Here is a 24,627-nt window from a genome sequence, read left to right as displayed (position 1 = left end):
TGCGAATGAAGCGGGAACACTGCCCTCAATTTTCGTGAGTGGACGCACCATAGGAATATCTCCTTGACCGTAGCCAGGGTTTATCAGGGGGTTCAACCCTGGTTCAAACAGGGTTCAGCATGCGTTCATCCGAGCTGAAAAAGTTAGGTGGAATTAGTAGAACTAATTCACAGCTTTCTGCTTCACAGCAGGGTTTAGTGGGATTTCCTCCAACTATTTCGGCTAAAATCAGGGACTGGAGGCACATACAGCCGGATTAGGTTTCCTTTTTCCCACTTGCGGTATGAGGAAACTGAGAACGCCCTTTTTAGGTCTACTTTTTCCAATTAAGCGTCCTTTATAATTACCAAGCTCTAGTAAAAATCCCAATCCTTAAATACCGGCTGCAGGCCATTTGCCTCCAGCATGTCCACAATTGCCGGCACACTCCGTTCATCCGAGATTTCGAACTGCGGAGTACCGCCTTCCTGGGTATGGCCTCCTACCTCTGTAGAGACTCCCGCCGACATTTTGGTGATTCCCAAATGAATCAGATGATCACGCAGGGCAGCCGGCTCCCGGGTGGATAAGGTAAGGCCGGCACGCGGCAGAAACAGGCGGTAAGCCAAAATTATCTGCACCAGCGCCCGGTCGGTTACATCACTGTCCGGGTTGAACTCGCCCAAATACGGGCGGAACCGCGGAGCGGAGAGGCCAATTTCGCATTCAGGGTATTTGTTCTGCAGATAACGCGCATGCATCGCGGTCATGAAGGCTTCCTGCCGCCAGTCATACATCCCGAGGAGAGCACCGATGTTCACCGAGCGGAACCCGGCCTGGCAGCCCCGTTCAGGCGCATCCAGACGGTTGCGGTAGACCCGCTTGGGACCCTTGACATGCAGCTTGCGGTACGTCTCCTGATGATAGACCTCCTGATACAGCGTCAAGCCGTCCACTCCAGCCTCCCTAAGCTCCTTATACTCCTCCGTGGACAGCGGGTTCACCTCGATGCTGATGGAAGAGAACTATTTGCGGAGGATTTCCACGCATTCCTTCACGTAGGAGGCCGGACTTTCCCTGCGGGATTCCCCAGTAAGCAGCAGGATGTGCCGGAGACCTGTGGCGGAAATCGCCCGTCCCTCTTGCCCCACCTGCTCCGCCGTCAATCTTTTTCGCGAAAAATCATATATGGAGCTAAAGCTGCAATAAGTGCAGTGATTCACACAGAAGTCGGCGAGATACATCGGTGTGAACATCTGCATGACATGTCCAAAATGCGAACGGGTCAGCTGCTGCGCACGCTGGGCCATCTCCTCCAGACAAGCCTCCGCAGCCGGGGACAGCAGGGCTTGAAGATCCCGCTCTTCCAGATGCTCCTTGCGGATTGCCCGCCTCACATCCTCCACCTGATATGCTTTCCATAAAGCCTCGTAAGGAAGCTGCTCCAGACGGGTCAGCGTCTCATAAAAGCTCATGTTCCTGCCCCATTTCCGTAAGGCACTGCAGAAAACCCGTCAAGGGCGAAGACGCTACGGCAGTCTCCTCCACCGGCCCGAGTCCGGCCAAGTAGGCCTTGCGGCCTGCGGTTACCGCATCGCGGAACGCTTCGGCCATCAGCAGCGGATCACGGGAAGTAGCGATAGCCGTGTTAAGCAGCACAGCCGCTGCGCCAAGCTCCATCGCCTCTGCTGCTTCGGACGGCTTGCCGATTCCCGCGTCCACAATAATGGGAAGCTCCACCTCGGCAATCAGAATCCGCAGCAGCTCCTTCGTCTTCAAGCCGCGGTTCGAGCCTATCGGGGAGCCAAGCGGCATGATGGCGGCGGCTCCCGCCTTCCTCATCTGAATGGCTGCTGACAGATCCGGGCTCATATACGGAAGCACTACGAAGCCGTCAGCGGCCAGAATTTCCGTAGCCCGAATCGTCTCCAGGTTATCCGGCAGCAGATACTTCTGATCGTTAATGACCTCAATCTTGATCCAATTGCCAAGGCCGGCCGCTCTTGCCAGTCTTGCAATGCGCACTGCCTCTTCAGCAGTCCTTGCCCCTGAGGTATTGGGCAACAGCGTCATATGGCTAGGAATATGGCTGACAATATTATCTTTGCTCTCCGGATCAACCCGGCGCAAAGCGACCGTAATCACCTGTGAGCCTGAACGTGCGATGACCTCGGGAATCAGAGTGTTCCGGCTGTATTTTCCCGTACCAATAAACAAACGGCTGGATAGTGAAATGCCGCCAATAATCAATGGATCTAACATGAACCCGCCTCCTGATCAATATTTTTGTTCACAACAGCTCAGCCCCCGCCTACAAAATGCACCAGCTCTATCCGGTCGCCTTCGCTGAGCAGCGTCTCCCCGTAATTGTCTTTGGTGACAATCTCACCGTTCAGCTCCACAATTACAAGCCTTCCGTTCCACTCAGGGAGGCACAGCAGGTCAGCCACGGTCCGGCATTCCTCTGCATACACCCCGGCTGTCCCATTAATGGTCAGCTTCACGCCTTTTCACCTCCTCCGCCAAAAGATTCAGCGATATTCACAGCCGCCGCGCCGGAGATATTCTGAACCGCCGCTCTGTAAGCCTTGGCGGCAGCCACAGGATCTGCGCTGCTACAAATGCCGGACATTACGGCAATCCCTGCAGCGCCCTGCCGGACAATCCGGCCAGCGTTGCCCGGCTCAATCCCGCCGATGGCAATCAGCGGAATGCTGCTGGTCCGCACGGCTGCTCTCAGCAGATCAAGGCCACGCTCTTGCTGCCCATGCTTGCAAGCTGTGGCAAACACATGCCCGAACAGGCAGTAATCTGCCCCCTGCCGTCCGGCTTCTGCGGCCTCCTCCGCCGAATGCACCGACCTCCCCAGCCGAAGGCCTGGAGCAGCGGCGCGGGCAGCAGCAGGCGGCAAACTGTGCCAGGCAAGCTGAACACCGCCCGCGCCGGCCGCAAGGGCAACATCAAGACGGTCATTAATGATCAGCTTGGCCGCAGAGATTCCCGCCCTGATCAGTTGCTCCGTTAGGCTCAGCAGTTCCCGGGCGGACAAATGCTTTTCCCGGAGATGGATATAATCCATGAGTGGATGCACAGAAGCAGCAAGTGCAATAAACCGCTCCGGTCCAAGCTTCCCGTCCGAAATCAAATGAATTTCAGTCAAGCGGTTCACCTTCATTCATTGTTGTTGCAACACCAAACACAAAAAAACCGCCCCCAGCAATAGGAGGCAGTCGGAAATATATACAGGAATACGGGCTGAAGAATAAGCCCTGCTGCAGTCATTCGTCATCACTTTCCTACGCTGGTATAAACCAGATCAGGTTCAAAGGGTCCGAACGGTCAGGTTCGTCTCAGCCTTGCGGCACCCCTAGTGGCAAATTCATATTCAGTTGCTGACGTGGTTCATATTAACATAGTTTTCCTCGAAAAAGCTATACAAATGATATGAGAATTTCACCGCTTTAGCATACGCAGCAAAAAGAGCGAACCGCAGAGGTACGCTCTTACACCTGAATTATAGAGCAGCAATGCTCTAATTAGCCGTTTATAATCTCGCCGCCGTTAACATGTATAACCTGTCCGCTTACATAGGATGAATCCTCAGAAGCGAGATAGACATAGGCGGGAGCCAGCTCCTCCGGTTGGCCGGGACGTTTCATCGGCTGTGTGCCGCCGAACTCGCTGACCTTCTTAGCATCAAAGGATGAAGGGATAAGCGGAGTCCAGACTGGACCCGGCGCGACAGCGTTGACACGAATACCCTGCTCCGCCAGATTCATCGACAGCGACCGGGTGAAGCTGAGAATTGCGCCTTTGGTGGACGAATAGTCCAGCAGCTGCGGGCTGCCCCGATAGGCCGTGATGGAGGTCGTATTGATGATCGTGGAGCCTTTTTTCAGATGGGGCATTGCCGCCTTGGTCAAGTAGAACATTGAAAAAATATTTGTGCGGAACGTGCGCTCAAGCTGCTCGGAAGTGATATTCTCAATCTTGTCCTGCGGATGCTGCTCGGCGGCATTGTTGATCAGGATGTCCAGCTTGCCCAGTCCGTCCACCGTCTTTTTAATCAGATCCTGGCAGAAGGCTTCCACACCGATATCACCGGCTATCAAAATACATTTGCGGCCTTCCTGCTCCACCTGGCGTTTGGTCTCCTCGGCATCCGAATGCTCACTCAGATAAGAAACAACGACATCCGCACCTTCCTTGGCAAAATGAACAGCCACCGCGCGCCCAATGCCGCTGTCACCCCCCGTAATAAGCGCCGCCTTGCCCAGCAGCTTGCCTGCCGCCTTATAGGCTGACGTCTCGAATTCCGGCAGTGGCTTCATCTGGCTCTCAATCCCGGGCTGTTGCTTCTGCTCCTGCGGGGGTAAGGTTTGTGTGGCTTGATTGTTTGGCATGATCCTTGTCTCCTTTCGCTGTGCAACTATGGAAGTAGCATCATCGTTTTAGGATGGCTTATGGGGCTTGGATTATGCGTCTGGTGTGCTGTATTAGATTTATCAAGTCGGCTTTAACCGTGACTGCGGGGAATGTTTGGACTTTCGGCCGCTGTTATGTTTGGATTTCTTGATTTAAACTGTTATTCACAGTAGAAATCCAAACATAGCCTATGCTTCCGAAGCCAGCTTTCCTGCGGAAAGCTCTTAGGCGAACGCTACCGCTCCTACAGTTCCAAACTTCCCCTCCGCCACTTCTGCCTTTTGGTAGTTCTTTAGTTCAGCTTATATAGCTGAATTATCTTTACCACATACAGTCGTTTTTCGTGAAGACACCAGATATAATTTAGAGAACATTGTGTTTGTCAGGCAAGGAGATTTGGACGGAACAACGAGGTTAGGTTAAGGAGGCAGGCACAGTTATGAGCAGAAATTCAAAGAGCATCGTCGTTGCCGTCAAAGGAGTCATTGTACATAAAGGCAAAATTCTGCTTGTACAGCGCGCTGCGGAGGATTCTGTAGGAGCGGGGAGCTGGGAATGCCCGGGAGGGAAAATTGAATTCGGAGAAGGCCTGGAGACCGCGCTGGTGCGGGAGATCAGGGAGGAGACCGGACTTACCGTAGAAGTGGGAGCACTTTTATATGTATCCTCCTTTCTGAGCGATCCGGGCAGACAGCTTATCATCATCACCTATCTGTGCAAATCAGATGACGATACAGTGCTGCTCTCGGAAGAACATACAGCTTATAAATGGTGCACCAAGCTTGAAGTTCAGACCTTGCTGCCGCCCGGCATTCTGGCGGAATTTGAGAAAAGCAATGTGTTTGCACTGGAGGAGCTGCTGTGAGAAACATCTGTATCGGAAGAAGACCGCTTTCCTGATGAAAGTGGTCTTCTTCACCTGGAGCTAAAATCGCACTCACGGCAATCCGATCGGTCCCCCAATTGAAATGGAGTCCTTCTGGCTTCCGTCAACTGTGGCCGGTTTCTCGGTGAAAGAGGAGCCTTTGGCACCATCATTCACTGTCACCGCCTGCACTAGCCCAGCTCCCGTAATACTCGCAGCCGCATTCAGAACCAACTGGACTACAGTAGTTCCTGCACTCAGCTTCACCTTGAGGCCTGCCGCGCCAGCAGCTACACCAAGTTTGCTTATAGAGCCTTTTTGCAATTGCAGCTCAAATGATTTAGCTTCAACATTCACATTCTCAAAGATACCATTCAGCTCTACCGCAGCACCATCAGGGAGGTCCTCGGCCACTTCCACGTCAGTGAATCCCACACCTGAAGCCCCATTCTCTTCCAGTTTGACGCCGGACTGCACTGTTACTGCCTTCACAGCGGTTGTGCCTTCAGCCACAAACCGGAGGCCAAATTCAGGGCGTTATCGTCGCCTGCTTATTGTCGTCTTATCCACCAATAAAGTTGAAGGTATGGCGGTTGGGAAACTGACAAGTCTCTTTAGTTTGGGAGCGTTCGCTCCATATTTTATAATCGGAAAAGTTCAATATATTCTCTTGGTTTTACCCTCGTTCTGGATGGCAAAATTTATGCAGTCAGGAAATTATTTCGCATTATTTATCTCAATTATATTGGCAGGGCTTTGGATTATTCTGTTGTCCAAAAAATTCATGAGAAAAATAGCTGGTTAGGGAAACAAAACAGCAGTCAAAAAGCTCCTGAGCCAATGACCGCTGTTAAGTACCCTATTCGCTCAAATCTAACCATACAAGTAACTTCAGCCGATGAATTATTTGAGTTACCAGGCTCTATACTGCTGTTTCATGAATATGTATTGCCAATTCACGTAAACTTTTATGCTCAATAATCGCGTTTAATGAAATCTCTTCGCCATATTGATTCTGGACCCTTTCCATGATAAAAGTAGAAAGAATTGAATCGACACCATAAGCAGATAAGTCCTCGTCGGGCATAATTTCATCGGCAGGGAGCTTGATTTTCTCAGATACAATCTCCCGAAGTGCCAGGATAATTAGATCTAGATCACTACCACCATCTCTTACGGGCTCATTCAAAGTAAATTCATTGTCCGTAGGCACACTAGCCGATGAATAAAGTCCCTTCGAGTCCGCAACCAGTTCCCGGGTTGAATCCTTTTCATTCTCCTCACGTAAAGCGATGATCTGCTGTACATGCTCCTTAACTATATGAATAGAGGGTTCTTCCAAAATAGAGAAATGATCGCTTGGCACATCTACAACTTGAATTTCACCTTCCACCAGCATCCGCCATGATTCCACATAGTCGTAACCTTCCAGAATGTTTGCTGCCTCCCATTGCTGCCAATTCCCCTGCCCTACGTAACCATGTGTTCCGGTAAAACGGGAAACCCTCATCAAGATCCTGCACCAGCTGAAAAAATAGATTATATTTTCCATTATTTATGCTATTATATACAGTGGATTTTATGTTCGGATTACGAGCGTAAATCCACTGTTTTTTATGGTTATCGTACGGAACATAGCACCCTGCTCTTACACAATTTAGAGAAAAATATACCCAAAGGAGTGGTAGAAATGGTACGTGTGTTATTTATTAATGGCGGATCAGAAGGACATATCAACCCGACTATTGGTGTGGTGCAGGAGCTTATTTCGCGTGGCGAAGAGGTAGTATACTTTTGTATTGAAGCTTACCGTGAGCGTATAGAGAAGACAGGAGCTTCAGTACGGACAATTGACGATCAAAAAATCATTAAAGCCTTCATGTCAGGCGGAAGAAATTATCTGCCCGAAAGAATTAACGGTCTTTTGCTTACGGCAGATATAGTCATACCAAGTGTTCTGGAACAGATTGCTGGCGAGCATTTTGATTACATCATCCATGATTCCATGTTTGGCTGTGGACGTATGCTTGCGCAGATTCTTGAGCTTCCTGCAATTAACTCCTGTACTTCCTTTGCGCAGACCCAAGCATCCTTTGATAAAATGCTGGAACAGCCCTCTATGAAAATCCCTGCAGAAATAGCTAAGCCTATATACGATAGATATCACAGCCTGACGGCAATGCTGAAGGAAAAATATAAGGTGGAGATTCATTCTCCTTACGAAGTTTTATGTAATCCTGCACCCCTTACAATTGTTTATACAACCAGGGAATTTCAGCCTGATGGTGACGCATTCGATCAAACTTATAAATTTGTAGGTCCCTCCCTCTCTTCAAGACTAACACAAGCAAACTTCGACTTTACTGCAATCAAGGGAAAAAAACCTATTTACATTTCACTGGGCACTGTTTTTAACCAGGCCATGGATTTCTACAAGCTTTGTTTTGAGGCATTCGGGAACACAGATTACACTATTGTCATGTCAGTCGGGAATAAAACCCCAATTTCTGATTTAGGGGAAATTCCTGAAAACTTCATTGTACAAAATTATGTTCCGCAAACTGAATTACTGAAGCACATCTCATTATTTATTACACATGGTGGAATGAACAGTACCCATGAAGCTCTCTATTACGGGGTTCCGCTAGTCGTAATCCCCCAGAGTGCGGATCAGCCGATAGTTGCCGGGCGAATCGCCAGCATCGGAGCAGGTATTGCCTTGCAAATGCAAAGCTTGACTGCAAATGGGCTGCGTGAAGCGGCAGAGCAAGTGCTGAACCACCCGTCATACAAAAAAGCAGTTGACAATATGAAGGCATCCTTACAATGTTCTGGTGGATATCGCCAGGCTGTTGATGAGATTTTCGGCTTCTTGGGGCGATAGTCGTAGGCGTATAAACCCTTTTTTCACCGGTTATTTCACCAGTTCCTCCAGACTGCCAAATATGGCTTGTGCCGATTTCATCTTGGAGTCATTGCCGACCACACTGAAAAAATTCTGTTCCGTCACCGTCTTCAGCAGTCCGGCATAGTGCCTGATATCTTCCGTTGTTGCCGAGAAGATTTCATTCCGCTCCTGCTGCAGCTCTTCTACGGTAATCTGTTCAAAATAATGCCGGTCCGCCCGCCGCCGGAGTGCGCTGGGACTGAGCGGCTGTTCAAACATCGCCAGGGTGCCGATGATCGCCTGGGTCATCTCCTCCTCATCCGCTTCAAAGCTTTCAGCAAAACGGTAGGCCTGATCGTAGACCTCCAGCGTCTCCTGCAGATTCGGGTCCCGGTAGGATGTGAACAAAAGCACCCCATCTCTGCGCAGGAGCAGGTTCCCGCCATAAGCCCCGCCTTTTACCCGCACCGTGTTCCAGAGGTATGTGAGGCTGAGGATTTTTTTGAGAACCTGCATCTTGCCAGAATAGACATAACCAAGCTTGGTGAAGTCATACCCCTTAACCACATACTGCACCTGGCTTGCGGACATGAATCCTTCGTTACCGGCGTGATTCTGCGCCTTAAGCTTAGGTTGTGGCTCCACCTGCCGGTCCTGGATGTCCAGTTGGGCCAAATGTGCAGCAAACTCTGCATAGATATCTGAGGTTCCAGTCACAGAAAGCGTTAAATTCCGCTTATTGAACAAGGCTGCACAGATCCCCTTTAGGGTGTCTGAGAGCTGTTCGGCCTGAAGATCTATTCCGTCTGCAAGTTCCCGGATAAAACGGTAATAAGCCACTCCGCCGAGCTGTTCTTCGTATGCTCCCGTATCGGAGAAGTAGGACAGCAGACGGCTGGCTGCGATTTCATTGCCTTTCTGGTTCAGGACCGATTCCATATGCGAAGCTTCCCGGCGGACGATTTCCTGCAGCTTGGTGAAGTTATCCAGATTGCTGCCGTAGAGCAGCTCATGAAGCAGCGTCAGCGATTCGCTGATGCTGCCTTCCATTACTTTTATGCGTGCGCTGAATTTGGGCTGATAGCCTGAATGCGAATTTTTATTCGCTCCAAACACCTCATTCTGAAAACGAATCCCCCCGGTTTTGATCCCGATTTCACCCGTGAGTTCTTCAATACTATAAGCGGCGGTCTCCAATTGGCCGAGCGCTCTCGCCAGCAGCACGAGATAAGGAATCTGTTCCGCCGCAAGAACTCCCGTGTCCCAATATAGCTTAATATAGGCAATTTTGTTCGTGGGAATCTCATGGTGAATCAACTTTATCCCTTCCAGCATGTACTCCTGTGTAGGAACTTGAGGAGGAACGCTGCGGTTAATGTCCTGAAGAGACAGCTTCGGGAGCTTGCGCAAATCCTCGGCCGCATCCGGACGGCTCTGCCGGTCCAGCAGATTCTGTGTACGCTGAACAAGCTGCCAAAGCTGTTCCGGGGACAGGGATGCCTTATATTCGGCAAGCTGCCGGCGGATGGACGTTTCCTTTTCGGCTGCCAGGGCAGCAGATGGTTGGAGTATTACTACACTGCAGTGGTCACTGTTCAGCAAATAGGTTTCAATCAGCCGCTCAAAATAACGGTCTGCACATTGTTCCCGGATGGAAGCAAACACGGCTTCATACTCCAAATGGGTTGCTGGTGAGCCATCGTACAGCCAGGACTTCATAACCTCAATATTATAGGTCAGCCCTTTCGGGTATTGGATAAAGTCTGCTTCACGCAGTTCAAATTCTTTACTGTTGACCGCAGCCAGCACCAGCTTCTCATCCAGCCCGTCCGCAGCAAGGCGGCTTAATGTAGTTCGGATCAGGTCCAGAAAAGCATCCTTAGCAGAAGGATTGGAATGGGTTAATGTAATCCCCAGCAGCGGCTGGATCATGCTGTCGGAATAAAAAGCAAAGACGTCTTTGCCCAGACCGCTTTCGAGCAGCGCCCTTTTTAGCGGAGCCGCGTTGCTGTCCATCAACATGTTTTTCAAAATAGCAAAGGCAAGATTCAGTTCCCGGTCCAAGGCTGTTCCGATCACATAGTTCATGCTCAGATAGGTCTTGTCAGCAGCGGTTTCGGTTTCCAGAATGGGGTATTCCGCCGTAAGCTCCGTCATTCCGGTCGGCTGCTGAAGAGGAATGGCTGTATCGAAATCATCGCGGTTGTACGATTTTAGATATTCCTGGTGGATGAACTCCAGCCGCTCTTCGATATTAACGTCTCCATACAGATAAAAATAGCTGTTGGACGGGTGGTAATATTGGCTGTGCGCAGCAAGGAACTGCTCATAGGTCAATGCGGGAATATCCTGCGGATCTCCGCCCGAGGAATACCGGTAAACCGTGTCCGGGTACAGCGACTTTTTGATCAGGTCAATCAATACCGTAACCGGTGAGGAATAGGAGCCTTTCATCTCGTTGTATACCACGCCTTTGTAGATCAGCTCATCCTCCGCATGGTGCAAATCGTAATGCCAGCCCTCCTGTTCAAAAATCTCCTGCTGCCTGTAGATATTCGGCTTAAACACACTGTCCAGATAAACCTCCATCAGGTTGGAGAAATCCTGGTGATTCCGGCTTGCCACCGGATACATGGTCTTGTCGGCAAACGTAAATGCGTTCAGAAACGTCTTCATCGAGCCTTTAAGCAGCTCTACAAACGGCTCCTTTACCGGATATTTATCCGAACCGCACAACACCGAATGCTCTAGAATATGAAAGACTCCCGTACTGTCACCGGGCGGAGTCCGGAAACTTATGCTGAACACTTTGTTGTTATCTTGATTCTGTACAAAAAGCAGCCTCGCGCCGCTTGGCTGATGCTCCATCGTGAATACGGTGGATTCAATTTCCCGGATATATTCCTCATGTACAACTTGAAATCCGGAATAGATCTGGCCTGTTTTTAAGCTGCTCATAGTGTTCCCTCCTATTTAGGGCTGTACCCGACTTCATGAGCTTATCATATTCCGGGTTACCTGTACCATCAGTAGAGAACTTCCTGTATCAATTTCTGCACTCTGACCAGGATTGCCGCGGCCTGTTCACGGACCAGCACCTGCTTGGGATGAAAGCTGCCGCCGTCTCCGGTCATAATCTCATGTTCGTTCACCGCCTGAATCGCCAGGCGGCTGTCCTGCGACAAAGTCGATGTGTCACCAAACTTCACGCGGCCGGCACTTCCGTAGGTGGATAGGCGCGCGGCCTTGGCCACCATTACTGCCGCTTCTTCACGCGTAATGCCGCGGTCCGGTTCGAACTTGCCGGAGGAACGGCTTACAATGCCCAGTTCCACAGCCTTGGCGACAGTGCCGCTGTACCATTTGCCCGGCTTAACATCCGGGAAGCCGGATACCGCCTTGTCCTCAGGAAACTCACGCAGCAGACGCAGAAGCAGGGTCAGGAATTCGGCCCGGGTCAGCTTCTGCTTAGGAGCCAGCACGTTCCCGCTTGCACTGACACCTTGAATGTAGCCATTGCTCAGAGCCGCAGCCATATCTGAACGCGCCCAGACCGCGACTTGCTTAGCGTCGGTAAAAGTGTCCAGCTCCGGGGCGGCAATATGCAGCGCAACCGTTCTTTTCACGATGCCCGGAGCCGCATCCTTGCGGTATTTCGTAATTTCCACAGGATAAACGCCGGGCTTCATACCGGTAAAGGACACTTTTCCCGCGCTGTCGGCTGTCTTGCTAATCCCTTGAAGCGTCACAGTGACCCCCCAGGCCGAGAGGCCGCCAAGCTCGCCGTCCGCTTTTTTGATGTACAGGTCAAACGGGGTATTGGCTGCCGGAAAACCGTTCATCTTCTGGCCATTTTTGAGTTTCCATTCGCTCTGTATTCCATCAACAAGCTCCATATGATCCGCATAGTAGACCAGCAGCTGATCTCTGTCGCCTAGCGTCAGCCTGCCCATGCTCTTATGCGCATATAACCATGAACTGCCGTTGAATACAGCCAGTCTCCATTCTCCCTTGCCGTTGTAACGTCCGTTCTGAATACCCTCGATAGCCGTGAAGGCCGGCCGGGCCGAATCTGTATTCAGCTTATAAGACAGCCCTTTTTTCTGCAAAAATGCCGTTGCCGCCTTCAGAGCGTCCCCGCTGGAGACATAACCCGCAGCAAGGGTGCTTCCCGGCCCTTCGATATAAATGGCAGCCTGGCCTTTATCAGCTTGGTGCAGTCCGCTGTACAGCTGACCCGCCTGCTTGGACAGCAGCTTATATGAGGTCAACGCCAGATACGCCTGCGCAGCAGCCTGAATGTCGGCTCCACCGCCTGCGGTCTGCGCAAATCCTCCATCTGGAAGCATCCGGGACAGCAGATGGTCCAGAACGGAAGTGCCGCCTTCAGCAGCAAAATCTGCTGCATCCATGCCAAGTGAGGATAGAGCAACCACTACCTGCGCCGTGGTCGTCGTTTTCCCGTCGAAACCGCCATCCGGCTGCTGTTTGCCTTTCAGCCACAGCAAGGCAGACTGCACCGGTTCCGCCGTCTGCTCCGAACCGAGCTGCGGGGCTAGTGCCGTGAGTACCCAAGCTGTAGCTGACGGATCTCCCTGCGTCTGTCCGGCCAAGGGCCAGCTGCCATCCGCCAGCTGCATCTTCAGCAGCTGATTGAAGAGCATATCGGGATAACGGTTGGTCCGCTCCAACGATTCGGAATAAGAATTGTTCGATGTCACATACGCGGCGGCTACCGCAGCAGCACCTTCCGTATCGATCCCGGAATGGTTCATGAGGAAAGGATACAGATCGATGCCGGCAATATTGTTGATGCTGCCGCCTGCAGCGCTGTATGCCAGGGCGATACGGGTCAGGTCCGTCACCTTCGCGAACTTGCCCCGCTGCTCCAGAATCTTGTCTGCGGTCTGCTCCAGATATCCCTTGGGCAGACTGGCCCCATTCTTGGCGAAGCCCGGAGCAGCCTCATCCGGGAAGGGCTGCCGGGACAGCAGTATGCCCTGTACTCCTTCCAGGGCGCGCTGCAGGTCCGCCGTGAATACGGCGGTCGTCTTCTTGCCCGCTGCCGGCTCAGCCATAACTGTACCATTCAGCAGCACAAGTAACAGGCATAATGCCACAAGCGTGCTTTTTGTAAGGATATGTCCTAATCGCTTTCGTACCATCTTCGTTCCTCCAGTGTCAATTAATAATAACCTCGCTAGTATAGACGCCGCACAATGGAATTTTGTTCCTCCGTTTAAATACGAAAAGCAGCGGCTCTCCGGGTAAAGGGAAAGTCGCTGCTTTGCTGGTTCTTTATACTATACTCAGAGCCACATTTCACTTTCTTCGGCTAGTCTTTGCAGAGCGTTTATGAAAACACTGGCATGATAACCATCACTGACCGCATGATGAAAGAATTCAGCTAACGCTGGGTATAACTTATAGTTTTTTTCTTTAAATTCTCCATAAGCACACTGATATTTATATTGTGAGTTATACTATAACCTTTTCAATATACCTAAAAACAAGAACCAGCTGCCAGCGGATACTGCTGACAGCTGAACTTCTGCAGAAGAACGCTTGAATTTCGCCTGAAGAACCATCGTATAATTCATCAATAAATGCTAAGCCGGTGAGCGCGGAATACGCTTTTTACCAGGCGACACGGATAATCAGTCCTTTGGGATCGCCTACCTCCAGGTAGGCAGCTTGACCGTTGACATCATCATACGGGAAGCCGTAGGCCAGCCCGTTAATGCTATGGTCATGCCAGAACTTCGCATAATAGTTGGCCGGAGCAGCTTTGTAATAGTTGGCGACATTATTCCAGTTGCTCGTTGTATAGACATGGCGGTTGATCGCAGCAGCCGTTGCGGCATCGGTCAGCGCTCCGTCGCAGCGGAGAATATCCTGGGTGTTGTAGCTGGAATAACCGGCGAAATAGTTGGCATTGGCTCCGCCAGCAGCAAAAGATCCATGTATCGGTGCCAGAATCCGGTAGGGTGCCTGATCCGTAGCTAACGATTTGAAGGCAGACGGCACTTCGTTCTGATATTTTGTAAATAATCCGGCACGGGTTTCCGATTCAAATTCGCCTACCGTTTGGTCAAAAGACCCCGACATGTTCACCAGCCGGTGCTGAATCGGGAAGCCGAAGCCGTCAACGCGGGTAGTATTACCGTGGTAACCGGCGTCATCGACTGTAAATTCCACAAAATCAAAGTAGATATTGCGGTTTGGATCGGTCGGATTATCGACGTTCGGTCCGGCGAAGCCATCGTTATAAGTCTTGATGTACAGTGGTGTGCCTACACTGAGGAACATTCGTCCAGAGGTGATTTTGGGCAGGTTGACCCAGGAAGCTTCGCTGACCTTGTGGTAAATGTTCGCATAATTCACGCCATTTTTGGTCAGATGTCCGGAAGCGTCGTTCAGAGCCGTGGAGATCGGTACAAGATTCCCGTTCAGATCCAGATAACTCCATTGTTTGTTGGCCGGATTAATCCCCAGAACCCCCCAATAGATCTGGCTGTCGGGATATGCCCCGCCGGTCCCATTCATTACTTTTACGGAGATGGAGCCGTTTGGCGCAACAGGAATGGATGAGGCTGGAACAGAATAGATCGAACCGGAAGGATTCGAAGGCGGTGTGGTCGGTGTAGGCCCTGCATTGTAAGTGAACCAGCCCGTGTCATACGCAGGCGTTCCATTATTGTAGGTGAAGAAATAGGTGAGGGCCGTGCCGCTGGCAACCCCCGTCACCGCTTGTTCATAACGGGCTTTGCTGCTGTTGAACGCCATGCGGAGATTCAGCTGTGTGCCATTGTTCACCTTGTAATGCGCATCCACCCAACTTGTGTTCACGGTGGATTTGAACCAGATTGTTGCCGTGGTACCCGACAAATCGACACCTTGCGTGTAATCGGCGGCCTCAGCCTTGGAGCCGAACAGCGGGAAACAGGAGATCAGCAGCAGGAGCGCGAGCACAGACATTAGCCATCTTTTTCTCATCGCAATCTACCTCCATTAAATGGTTTAGGTTCAATCACGCACCATAAATGTATGCGTTTTCAACTATGATTATAGTATTCCTGCTGCCCTTTTAGTAGGATCAGAATTTCGGTTTTTGTCCCCACATTTTGGGTGAAACGATTTGATAAAGAGGATTACCGCAACTTTTGCTGCAAAAAAAGAAAAAAGCCTTAATTCTCCAGAGCTCAGGAGTCTTAAGGCTTTTATATCGTACTTTTACTTTTACCAATGCTTCGCAATAAAGGTGTCGCGTCCGGATTGCTCGCGGTCCTCTTTATAGTGCTTCGGATTCTTTTTGTGATAGTCCTGATGATATTCTTCCGCCCGGTAAAAGCGCGGCGCCGGCAGAATTTCCGTCACCACCGGACCCTCAAATCTCCCGCTGGCCGCAACCTGTTCGCGGGAGGCCAAGGCGGCCAGGCGCTGCTCCTCATTATAGTAGAATACCGCTGTACGGTATTGGGCGCCTCTATCCTGAAACTGTCCGCCGTCATCCGTCGGATCGATTTGCGGCCAGAACAGCTCCAGCAGCCTGGAGTATGGGAACACGGCCGGATCATAAGTGATCTGCACTACCTCATAATGACCTGTCGTTCCGGTTTTGACCTGCTCATAGGTCGGGTTCTCTACCGTTCCCCCGGCGTAGCCGGAGACAATCCCATGAATTCCGGGCAGCTCCTCAAAAGGTGTCACCATGCACCAGAAGCAGCCTCCGGCAAACATTGCCTGTTCCATAACCTGTATCCCTCTCCCTGCCTATCATCTGCCATACTAGTAACGTATGTTATGAAGATAAGGCTAAATGTGACTAAAGTCAATTTGAGGGATTCACTGCAGATGAATAAATGCCGGCAATAACCTCCAGCGCCTTGATCCCCTCGCCCGCGTCAATCCAGAATTTCCGCCCTTCTCTGACGTGCTTGTAGAAGTCCAGAATTAACCGCTGATGGCTGGTTCCCCAGTAGGATTTGCCTTCAACCGCCGTGGATGCGGGCTCAGTCAGCAGTTTTTCATGGCCGTCTTTCCAGAGAAACAGGCAGTCCCGGCGCAGAAGGAGCGTGCCTTGCTCAAAGACAAACTCCATTTCTACCGGAGAATTCACGCAATACGCATTCGTACCATAAAAAAGTCCCCGGACATTATTCTTGAAAATAATGCAGGCATGTGCCGTATCCTCCACTTCGATGACTTCATTCAGCACATCGGTGGTCACACTTCCGGTGACGGAAGCAATCTCGCCCCCGAACCATTGCAGCAGATCAAGGGTATGGATTGTCTGATTAATCAGCACTCCGCCGCCTTCGGTAGCCCATTTGCCCCGCCAGCCGCTCTCCGTATAATAGTCTTCGCTCCGGTACCAGGTTACAATCCCCTTCATGCAGATGAGCCGGCCCAGAATCCCGGAATCAATGGTCTCTTTGATCCGGATGGAAGGGTTATTGTAACGGTTTTGAAAGACAATGCCCAGCTGTCCCTGGCTGGCCGCTACCACTTCCTGGATACGCCGGGCAGAGGGAACATCCAGTGCGACGGGCTTCTCTGTTAGAACATGATGGCCTGCCTCAAGAAACTCCGCTGCCATCGGTGCATGCAGATGATGCGGCGTGCATAGGTGGACAATGCCGATATCCGTTCTCCCCAGAAGCTGCTTGTAGTCTGTTAACGCCTCACAGCCGTAATTTTTGGCTGCTTCGGCTGCCTTTACAGCATCTGTGTCGGCAACGGCCATCAGCCGGGCGCCTTCCATGGATTGAATCGCCTTGGCGTGCAAGGGAGCAATTGCCCCGCACCCGATGATGGCTGCTCCTATTGCGCTCATCCAATTCACCTTCCGCTTTGATCTGTCTTCTGACCGGCTATCTGAGTATATCCGGGGTGAGGTTCAGCGCCTGGGATTGCGCCGTAAGACACAGCTCCGCAGCTTTGAACACATGGGCCTGGGTCATCGCCAGCTCTGTTCGCTCCAAGCAGTCCAGAATCAGTTCTCCAAAGAAAGGAAAACCTACCTTCCCGTCCACCTGCTCATAATGCTCGCCTTCCCCATCCACCCAAAATACATGATCCGGTGTGTTCGACCGGGCAATATCGCTGTATTTGCGCAGCTCCATGTACCCTTCGGTTCCCATGATAATGGTCCGGCCATCTCCCCATGTGCCCAGCCCCGCCGGGGTAAACCAGTCCACGCGGAAATATTGGGTCGTCCCATTGTCGCCTACCAAGGTCGCATCGCCGAAATCCTCCAGCTCCGGGTAAGCCGCGTTATTGTAGTTGGCAACCTTGCTGTGCAGCACTTTAGCATCGCGGCAGTTCCCATAGTAGAGGAACTGCTCAATCTGGTGGCTGCCGATATCACAGAGGATGCCGCCATACTTCTCGCGCTGGAAGAATCATTCAGGACGGCTGGGCGCATTTAGACGGTGCGGTCCCATCCCGATCAGTTGCAGCACCCGGCCGATAGCGCCCTGACGGATCAACTGCCCGGCGTAGACCGCACTTTCCACATGCAGCCGTTCGCTGAAGTAGCACATATATTTGCGTTTGGTCTTCTCTGACTGCAACCGTGCCGCTTCAAGCTGCTCCATCGCGGTAAACGGAGCTTTATCCGTAAAATAATCCTTCCCGTGGGCCATTACACGCAGGCCCAGCGGCCCCCGCTCGGAAGGCACCGCCGCTGCCGCCACCAGGCGGACCTCCGGGTCTTCAAGGACTTCTTCAGCGGATCTGGCCACCCGGACCCCCGGATAGGCGGCAATAAAGGCTTTGACCTTTTCGGGGTCAGGATCATATACCCATTTCAGTTGCGCACCGGCTTCCACCAGCCCGTTGCACATGCCATAGATGTGACCATGGTCCAACGCGATGGCTGCGATTACGAATTCACCCGGCCCAACCACCGGTTTGGCCTCATGCTTGGGCGCATAATTCATTCCGTCTTTGCGGCTCATCCTTCTTCCTCCCCCGTCTTCAGTTATAGCAGTGTGTGCAGATAGTCCAGGCTGATCTTCAGGCTCTCGAACGGATCGTGGCGGCAGACATCCTGCTCAACGACAAACCACTCGACCCCGGTCGGGCGAGCCATCCTCATATAGATTCAGCCTGCTGATAATCACCGCTGCTTCCTGGCGTGTAATTAGATCATTCGGACGAATCTTGCCTTCATAGCCTTTAATATAACCTGCTGACATTGCTTTGGAGAACTCAGCATACGCCCAGTCCGTCTTCGGCAGATCACTGAAAGTGGCTGGTTTGCTCGTCCTGATGTCCCATATCCGGTTAGCAAACGTGATAAATTCCGCTCTCGTAATTTCCTGATCTGGCCTTACCGAGCCGTCTTCAAATCCTTTCAGCCATCCATGCTGCAACCAGCGTTCAATCTGCTTCTGGGCCCAGTGCCCTTCATAATCCGTGCTGTTTCCGTCATACGCTGCCGAGACATTCCCAAGTGTACCGAATGCAAGACTCAGGCCCAATCCCACGGCCATGACCCCTCTGAATTTCATTCCCACAATCATTCCCCCTAAAGTGCATCGAGTACTGAATTTTTCTCCAAACAATTCTAGTGTATATGATTAAGAATTAATTGGGAATCGTTGCGAATATGTCTTCATGTTTTCAACACAAAAACAGCCCCGGCAGCAGCCAGAGCCATTTCATTTGAACACTTTAGCTTAAATAATATGTCTGTACACCATAAAAAACATCATCACAATCAGCACGACCATCAGCAGCAGGCTCATGGTGCGCAGCTTTGCAGTGTGGGCAGTAACATCACGGTTCTCCCGCATTCCGGCTGCGGCCAGGCGCAGCGGCTTGCCCATAATCCCGCCCAGGGCGAACATCGCGAGAAGCAGCACTACCACGACAACCATCCAGGCTACGGTATAATCCCCCTTCGAGATCATATAACCGCCAGTCAGCAGTTGAACAACCAGCCCGTATTGAGCGAAGCGGTTAAAGCCGCCAATTGCACTCAGTGTTCCCTCCTTGGCCGGAGCGGACAGCTTTGCCGTGCTGCTCAGAATAAACGGCAGAACCAGATAGAAACCAAGTGCCAGTGTCCCGATCATATGTAAGAAAAAGAAAATCCGATCCATACTATACTCTCCTCACTTTTCGCTGTGATATAAGTTACATTATTATTATACCCAACCACATAGCAGATGAAAAGAAAGCCCTCATTTCTTAATAGCAAATGAGGGCTTCTATATAAGCTGAACTTAAAAAAATCATAAAAAGGTAGGAGTGCGGAGGGGAAGTTTGGAACTGTAGGAGCGTATGCGTCCGCCTTTGTCTGCGGATTTCCACCGCGAACAGCGGTACAAATCAAGAAATCTGCAGACAACAGCGGCCGGAAGTCCAAACATTCACCGCAGTTACGACCAGTACCTAATATGAAAATCTAAAGTTCAACTTATATAGCCAGAACTTAGATTGTAACTACTGCAGTAATCGCACGTATTGAATCGGCAGACTTATCCAGGGCCGCTTTCTCTTCCGGCGTCAGCTCCAGCTCATAAATCTTCCCGATGCCATCCGCACCCAGCAGCGCCGGAACTCCCATGAACAGACTATCATAGCCGTATTCCCCTTCAAGCAGGGCGATCACAGGAATAATCCGTTTCTTGTCCTTCAGTATCGCTTCTGCCATCTGCACCAGCGAAGCCGCAGGCGCATAATAGGCGCTGCCGTTGCCGAGCAGGCTGACGATTTCACCGCCGCCGACACGCGTGCGCTGTAGAATCTCGGCAATCCGCTGTGCAGGAATCAGCGTCTCAATCGGAATGCCGCTGACACTGGAATAACGGACCAGCGGAACCATGTCATCCCCGTGGCCGCCCAGCACAAAGCCGCGCACATCCTCCACAGACACGTTAAGCTCCTGTGCGATGAAGGTACAATAACGCGCGGTATCCAGCACGCCGGATTGGCCAATGACGCGGTTCTTAGGAAAGCCCAGCGTCTTGTAGGCCACATAAGTCATAGCATCTACCGGGTTGCTCAGAATGATGACAATGGATTCGGGAGCGACCCGCTTCACATTCTCACAGACTGATTTCACGATGGAGGCATTCGTATTTACGAGATCATCGCGGCTCATGCCCGGCTTGCGGGCAACGCCCGCCGTGACAATCACAACATCGGAATCCGCCGCATCCTCATAGCTTGAGGTTCCCGTAATCTGGCTGCTGAACCTCAGCACAGGACCGGCCTCCAGCATGTCCAGCGCCTTGCCTTTGGTCGGATTCTCAAGCTGGGGAATATCCAGCAGCACCACGTCGCCGAGCTCCTTCTGTGCAATCATAAGCGCCGTGGTAGCACCGGTAGCACCGGCGCCCACGACAGTAATTTTATTGCGTTTGATGGCCACTCGTCATCCTCCTGAAAGATTGATCGGCTTACAGATGCTTGATGATTTCGTCGGCAAACGCCGAGCATTTTAGCTCCGTCGCGCCTTCCATTTGGCGGGCAAAATCATAAGTAACCGTCTTGTTGTTGATCGCTGTGCTCATGCCTTTATAGATCAGGTCAGCCGCTTCCTGCCAGCCCAGATGCTCCAGCAGCATTACCCCGGACAGGATCACCGAACCCGGATTCACTACGTCCTTGTCGGCATATTTCGGAGCAGTACCATGAGTAGCTTCAAAAATAGCGTGCCCGGTAACATAGTTGATATTCGCTCCCGGAGCGATGCCGATGCCGCCAATTTGCGCAGCTAGCGCGTCGGACAAATAGTCGCCGTTCAGATTCAGCGTAGCAATCACATCGAAATCGGTTGGACGGGTCAGCACCTGCTGCAGGGCGATGTCCGCAATCGCATCCTTGATGATAATTTTGCCGGCCGCTTCCGCTTCCTTCTGAGCCGCATTCGCCGCAGCTTCACCGTCACGTTCCTTGATGGCATCATATTGGTTCCAGGTGAAGACATGCTCGCCGAACTCTTGCTCAGCTACTTCATAACCCCAGTTCTTAAACGCGCCTTCTGTGAATTTCATGATGTTGCCTTTATGAACCAGCGTTACGCTCTTGCGTCCGTGCTTAATGGCATATTCAACCGCAGAGCGAACCAGACGCTTGGAGCCTTCCGAGGATACCGGCTTGATGCCGATACCGGATGTTTCCGGGAAGCGGATTTTGTTCACGCCCAGCTCTTGCTGCAGGAATTCGATCACTTTCTTCACTTCGGCAGAGCCTTCCTTATATTCGATGCCGGCATAAATATCCTCCGTATTCTCACGGAAAATAACCATGTCCACCAGCTCAGGATGCTTCACCGGCGAAGGAACGCCGTCGAAATAGCGGACCGGACGCAGGCACACATACAGATCCAGCTCCTGGCGCAGCGCTACGTTCAAGGAGCGGATGCCTCCGCCGATTGGCGTAGTCAGCGGTCCCTTGATCGCCACAATATATTCACGGATCGCCTCCAGCGTATCATTCGGCAGCCATTCACCATATGTATTGAAGGCTTTTTCACCGGCAAATACTTCGTACCAGGCAATCTGCTTCGCACCGCCGTAAGCCTTGGCTACTGCAGCATCCAGCACCCGTTTGGAGGCTTTCCAAATGTCGCGGCCTGTACCGTCACCCTCAATGAACGGGATGATCGGATGATCCGGAACGAGCAGCTTGCCGTCTTCGATTGTAATTTGTTCGCCTTCTGTCGGCAGATCGTATTTTTCCAGTTTCAACATTTATTGATATCCTCCTAATAGTTTTGAGTTTGGTTTATATTTCATTCTACTAAAGGGGTATAGCGGCCGCAAGGGCCGCTTTATCTCTCGTCAACCGGAATGTACTTTTGTTCGGACAAACCTGTGTATTCTGCACGCGGACGGATAATGCGGTTGTCTACATATTGCTCCAGAATATGTGCGGTCCATCCCGAAGTGCGGCTGATTGCAAAAATCGGCGTAAAAAGCTCCCGGTCAATGCCAAGCTGCGTGTAAACCGAAGCCGAATAAAAATCCACATTAGGCTTAAGTCCCTTCTGCCCTGTGATCAGCTCCTCGATCTTGACCGACATGTCGTACAGCGTCGTGTCATTCTTCATCATTCCCAGCTCGTAGGACATCTTCATAAGATGCTTGGCGCGCGGATCGCCGTTCTTGTAGACACGGTGTCCGAAGCCCATCACCTTCTCACGGCGTTCCAGCTTGCCCCGGATATACGGCTCCACGTTATCCAGACTGCCGATCTCCTCCAGCATCTTCATCACGGCCTCATTCGCCCCGCCATGCAGCGGTCCCTTAAGCGCGCCGATGGCCGAAGTTACTCCGGAATAAATATCGGAGAGCGTGGCTACAGTTACCCGGCCGGCAAATGTGGAAGCGTTCAGCTCATGATCAGCATGGAGCACAAGCGCGGCGTCCAGCGCTTTGATGGATATGATATCCGGTTGTTTGCCCCACAGCATATACAGGAAATTCTCGGCAAGCGAGACACCATCTCTTGGCGCAACAGGCTCCAGACCCTTGCGAATCCGGGACAGTGCTGCGACCACCGTCGGAATCTGCGCCTGCAGCTTCACAGCCTTGATTTCATTCGCTTCACGGCTCATGTCGTCTGCCGCCTCGTCGTACAGAGCAAGGCTGGATACAGCCGTACGCAGCGCCGCCATCGTGTTGGCTTCTTTGGGATACAGCTTCATTTGCGCAATTACCTGCTCCGGGATCTTGGCAAATGCGCTAAGATCGCGCTGCAGCGCGTGCAGCTCGGGAGTCGTCGGAAGATTGCCGAACCACAGCAGATATGCGGTCTCTTCGAAGGTGGCATTTGCCGCAAGATCATCAATATCGTAACCACGGTAAGTGAGTACGCCGTCCACAATCGAACTGATCGAGGAGGTAGCGGCAACGATGCCTTCCAGTCCTTTAGTAGCTGTCATGGTATATCTCTCCTTTGCCAACAAGAGTATAAAAGCCGTTTTAAGCTCATGAAAACATTTACATTTTAAGGTATCATAACTTTCTAAAAATAATCGAAATGAGCTCCTACAGAGAATGCAACGAAATTTTAGCTTTGAACCTTTCATAATCATACCGGATTTTGACGGTTATGTGAACAACGTGGAAGCTTTACACCGCATTAAATGATTTTATCGGAGAGATAGAAAAAAACTTCTGGCTATTCTGATTCATGATTGCGCTTTCAGGTTATATGGAGCGGCGTTCAACATCTGTTAGTCTTTATATCCAAGCTATGAATATATATAAGACGAGCCGTTTTTCGGGGCGCTGGCAGCCTTACCTGGAGGGGATAAATTGATGGACTCATTGGTATTAAAAAGAGTGCTGCGCGGCCTGTGGGTCGTCCTCGCCGCCGCGTCGCTGCTGCTTGCGGTATATGTGCTGCTGCCGCTGGTCTACCCGCTGCTGCTCGCCTATCTGCTCGCCTACCTGATCCATCCGCTGGTGCTGATCCTCAGAGGCTTCAAGCTTCCGCACTGGCTGGCCGTATCCTTGTCGCTGCTGTTCTATATCGGGGGCACCCTGCTTGTGCTAACCGCGCTGATTACAAGGCTTGTCAAGGAGCTGATCGTGCTGCTCCAGACCTTTGATCTTCACACCGATAAGTGGCGGGAGCTGCTGTTGTCCGTCAGCCGCAATGCCAGCATTCAAAATATAATTAACCAAATTAACCAGTTCTACCACGACAACCCGAATTATCACGCCACTATTGACAGCAATATCAGCCGGACTACGGAAACGGTGGGCCAGGCCGTGACACAGCTCATCACCGGATTCTTCAACATGATCCTGAAGCTGGTCTCCGCCCTGCCAAGCATAGGCACTATTCTTGTCGTCGTAGTTTTATCCGCTTTTTTTCTCAGCACCGGCTGGGAGCGGCATAACGCAAAGCTGAATTCGCTTGTGCCCGCGCCTATGCGGAGGCCGGTGGCCGATATTTGGGAAGGTCTGCGCAAAGCGCTGTTCGGCTACCTGCGGGCGCAGCTCGTGCTCATATCCATTACAGCCGTTATTGTCATCATCGGCCTGCTGCTGCTGGGTGTGGATTCCGCCTTCGCCATCGGACTGACCATCGGCATGGTCGATCTGTTCCCTTATCTCGGCGTAGGCATTGTGCTGCTCCCTTGGGCGGTGTACTCCTACATGACCGGCAATCTGGCGCTTGGCATCGGGCTGTCAGTGCTCTATGCCGTGATCCTGATCACCCGCCAGGTGCTCGAACCGAAGGTGCTTGCCAGCAGCATTGGCCTTGATCCGCTCGCCATGCTGATCGGCATGTACGCAGGCATGCAGCTATTCGGCATGCTTGGCCTTCTCCTCGGTCCGGTGATACTGGTCGTCCTCGACGCCTTCAACCGGGCCGGCGTCTTCCGCGCGCTGCGCAGCTACATCGTCAGCGGCAGACTGCATTAGCTTTCGGCATCTGTCAAGCAATGCAAAATAGGCGTTCTGCTGCATCATCTGCAGTAGAACGCCCGGCGGCACTT

21 protein-coding genes, 2 pseudogenes and 1 riboswitch are annotated in these 24,627 nt (G+C 51.7%); of the genes and pseudogenes, 3 read left to right on the top strand and 20 right to left on the bottom strand.

Annotated elements, in window-relative coordinates:
* Nucleotides 1–353: 353 nt before the first annotated feature.
* From ACX1DY_RS04470 to ACX1DY_RS04445, 6 genes are all read right to left on the bottom strand, one after another.
* Nucleotides 354–935, bottom strand: coding sequence for a hypothetical protein (locus ACX1DY_RS04470; protein WP_458962999.1), 582 nt, complete (start codon nucleotides 933–935; stop codon nucleotides 354–356).
* Between the two features lie 69 nt (nucleotides 936–1,004).
* Nucleotides 1,005–1,454: a hypothetical protein gene (locus tag ACX1DY_RS04465; protein WP_458962998.1), complete on the bottom strand. Its 450-nt coding sequence runs from the start codon at nucleotides 1,452–1,454 to the stop codon at nucleotides 1,005–1,007.
* A complete protein-coding gene (locus tag ACX1DY_RS04460; protein WP_458962997.1) occupies nucleotides 1,441–2,241 on the bottom strand; it encodes a thiazole synthase in 801 nt (266 codons plus the stop codon). Before ACX1DY_RS04460 ends, ACX1DY_RS04465 begins: the two co-directional genes overlap by 14 nt.
* Before the next feature lie 38 nt (nucleotides 2,242–2,279).
* On the bottom strand, nucleotides 2,280–2,483 hold the full coding sequence (gene thiS / locus ACX1DY_RS04455) for a sulfur carrier protein ThiS (RefSeq protein WP_458962996.1): 204 nt from the start codon (nucleotides 2,481–2,483) through the stop codon (nucleotides 2,280–2,282).
* A complete protein-coding gene (locus ACX1DY_RS04450; RefSeq protein ID WP_458962995.1) occupies nucleotides 2,480–3,139 on the bottom strand; it encodes a thiamine phosphate synthase in 660 nt (219 codons plus the stop codon). Before ACX1DY_RS04450 ends, thiS begins: the two co-directional genes overlap by 4 nt.
* A gap of 116 nt (nucleotides 3,140–3,255) precedes the next feature.
* Nucleotides 3,256–3,358: riboswitch (TPP riboswitch) on the bottom strand.
* Between the two features lie 157 nt (nucleotides 3,359–3,515).
* On the bottom strand, nucleotides 3,516–4,382 hold the full coding sequence (locus ACX1DY_RS04445) for an SDR family oxidoreductase (RefSeq protein ID WP_458962994.1): 867 nt from the start codon (nucleotides 4,380–4,382) through the stop codon (nucleotides 3,516–3,518).
* Nucleotides 4,383–4,843: 461 nt separating this feature from the next.
* On the opposite strand from ACX1DY_RS04445, the gene ACX1DY_RS04440 reads away from it, so the two are divergent.
* A complete protein-coding gene (locus ACX1DY_RS04440; protein WP_458962993.1) occupies nucleotides 4,844–5,269 on the top strand; it encodes an NUDIX hydrolase in 426 nt (141 codons plus the stop codon).
* A 72-nt stretch (nucleotides 5,270–5,341) separates the two neighbouring features.
* Here the strand turns inward: ACX1DY_RS04440 and ACX1DY_RS04435 are convergent, their stop codons facing one another.
* Both ACX1DY_RS04435 and ACX1DY_RS04430 read right to left on the bottom strand, forming a co-directional pair.
* Nucleotides 5,342–5,761 (bottom strand): hypothetical protein, encoded by a 420-nt coding sequence (locus ACX1DY_RS04435; protein WP_458962992.1) that lies wholly within the window; start codon nucleotides 5,759–5,761, stop codon nucleotides 5,342–5,344.
* Nucleotides 5,762–6,191: 430 nt separating this feature from the next.
* Nucleotides 6,192–6,779: an acyl carrier protein gene (locus tag ACX1DY_RS04430; protein WP_458962991.1), complete on the bottom strand. Its 588-nt coding sequence runs from the start codon at nucleotides 6,777–6,779 to the stop codon at nucleotides 6,192–6,194.
* A 180-nt stretch (nucleotides 6,780–6,959) separates the two neighbouring features.
* Here ACX1DY_RS04430 and ACX1DY_RS04425 point away from each other — a divergent pair, with 180 nt between their 5' ends.
* Nucleotides 6,960–8,153 carry a macrolide family glycosyltransferase gene (locus ACX1DY_RS04425; RefSeq protein WP_458962990.1) on the top strand — a complete coding sequence of 398 codons (1,194 nt, stop codon included), beginning with the start codon at nucleotides 6,960–6,962 and terminating at the stop codon, nucleotides 8,151–8,153.
* A gap of 30 nt (nucleotides 8,154–8,183) precedes the next feature.
* On the opposite strand, the gene ACX1DY_RS04420 is transcribed toward ACX1DY_RS04425, so the two are convergent.
* The 12 genes and pseudogenes from ACX1DY_RS04420 to citZ form a co-directional block, all read right to left on the bottom strand.
* Entirely contained in the window at nucleotides 8,184–11,114 is a 2,931-nt protein-coding gene (locus ACX1DY_RS04420; RefSeq protein ID WP_458962989.1) for an insulinase family protein, read from the bottom strand.
* Nucleotides 11,115–11,182: 68 nt separating this feature from the next.
* Nucleotides 11,183–13,321 (bottom strand): S-layer homology domain-containing protein, encoded by a 2,139-nt coding sequence (locus tag ACX1DY_RS04415; protein ID WP_458962988.1) that lies wholly within the window; start codon nucleotides 13,319–13,321, stop codon nucleotides 11,183–11,185.
* Between the two features lie 144 nt (nucleotides 13,322–13,465).
* A pseudogene (locus ACX1DY_RS04410) lies at nucleotides 13,466–13,555 on the bottom strand (type A chloramphenicol O-acetyltransferase); the annotation flags it as partial.
* 238 nt (nucleotides 13,556–13,793) lie between these two features.
* The gene (locus ACX1DY_RS04405) at nucleotides 13,794–15,152 is read right to left on the bottom strand and encodes a glycoside hydrolase family 64 protein (RefSeq protein WP_458962987.1); all 1,359 of its coding nucleotides are present in this window, start codon (nucleotides 15,150–15,152) and stop codon (nucleotides 13,794–13,796) included.
* Nucleotides 15,153–15,395: 243 nt separating this feature from the next.
* The gene (gene msrA / locus ACX1DY_RS04400; RefSeq protein WP_060863098.1) at nucleotides 15,396–15,908 is read right to left on the bottom strand and encodes a peptide-methionine (S)-S-oxide reductase MsrA; all 513 of its coding nucleotides are present in this window, start codon (nucleotides 15,906–15,908) and stop codon (nucleotides 15,396–15,398) included.
* A 79-nt stretch (nucleotides 15,909–15,987) separates the two neighbouring features.
* Nucleotides 15,988–16,992, bottom strand: a complete 1,005-nt coding sequence (locus tag ACX1DY_RS04395) for a Gfo/Idh/MocA family protein (protein ID WP_458962986.1) — start codon at nucleotides 16,990–16,992, stop codon at nucleotides 15,988–15,990.
* A 37-nt stretch (nucleotides 16,993–17,029) separates the two neighbouring features.
* Nucleotides 17,030–18,118: pseudogene (locus ACX1DY_RS04390) on the bottom strand (Gfo/Idh/MocA family protein).
* Nucleotides 18,119–18,214: 96 nt separating this feature from the next.
* Nucleotides 18,215–18,673: an S-layer homology domain-containing protein gene (locus ACX1DY_RS04385; RefSeq protein WP_458963418.1), complete on the bottom strand. Its 459-nt coding sequence runs from the start codon at nucleotides 18,671–18,673 to the stop codon at nucleotides 18,215–18,217.
* Nucleotides 18,674–18,841: 168 nt separating this feature from the next.
* Nucleotides 18,842–19,267 (bottom strand): hypothetical protein, encoded by a 426-nt coding sequence (locus ACX1DY_RS04380; protein ID WP_458962985.1) that lies wholly within the window; start codon nucleotides 19,265–19,267, stop codon nucleotides 18,842–18,844.
* Nucleotides 19,268–19,599: 332 nt separating this feature from the next.
* Nucleotides 19,600–20,541, bottom strand: coding sequence for a malate dehydrogenase (gene mdh / locus ACX1DY_RS04375; RefSeq protein ID WP_458962984.1), 942 nt, complete (start codon nucleotides 20,539–20,541; stop codon nucleotides 19,600–19,602).
* Between the two features lie 28 nt (nucleotides 20,542–20,569).
* The gene (icd, locus tag ACX1DY_RS04370) at nucleotides 20,570–21,865 is read right to left on the bottom strand and encodes an NADP-dependent isocitrate dehydrogenase (RefSeq protein WP_458962983.1); all 1,296 of its coding nucleotides are present in this window, start codon (nucleotides 21,863–21,865) and stop codon (nucleotides 20,570–20,572) included.
* A gap of 80 nt (nucleotides 21,866–21,945) precedes the next feature.
* On the bottom strand, nucleotides 21,946–23,058 hold the full coding sequence (gene citZ / locus ACX1DY_RS04365; protein ID WP_458962982.1) for a citrate synthase: 1,113 nt from the start codon (nucleotides 23,056–23,058) through the stop codon (nucleotides 21,946–21,948).
* Between the two features lie 379 nt (nucleotides 23,059–23,437).
* Here citZ and ytvI point away from each other — a divergent pair, with 379 nt between their 5' ends.
* Nucleotides 23,438–24,553, top strand: a complete 1,116-nt coding sequence (gene ytvI, locus ACX1DY_RS04360; RefSeq protein WP_458962981.1) for a sporulation integral membrane protein YtvI — start codon at nucleotides 23,438–23,440, stop codon at nucleotides 24,551–24,553.
* The last annotated feature ends 74 nt before the right edge of the window (nucleotides 24,554–24,627 follow it).

Source organism: Paenibacillus sp. BAC0078, assembly GCF_054483875.1.
Note: the sequence above shows the minus strand (reverse complement) of the source record. Positions and strands in the feature narration are given on the sequence as shown.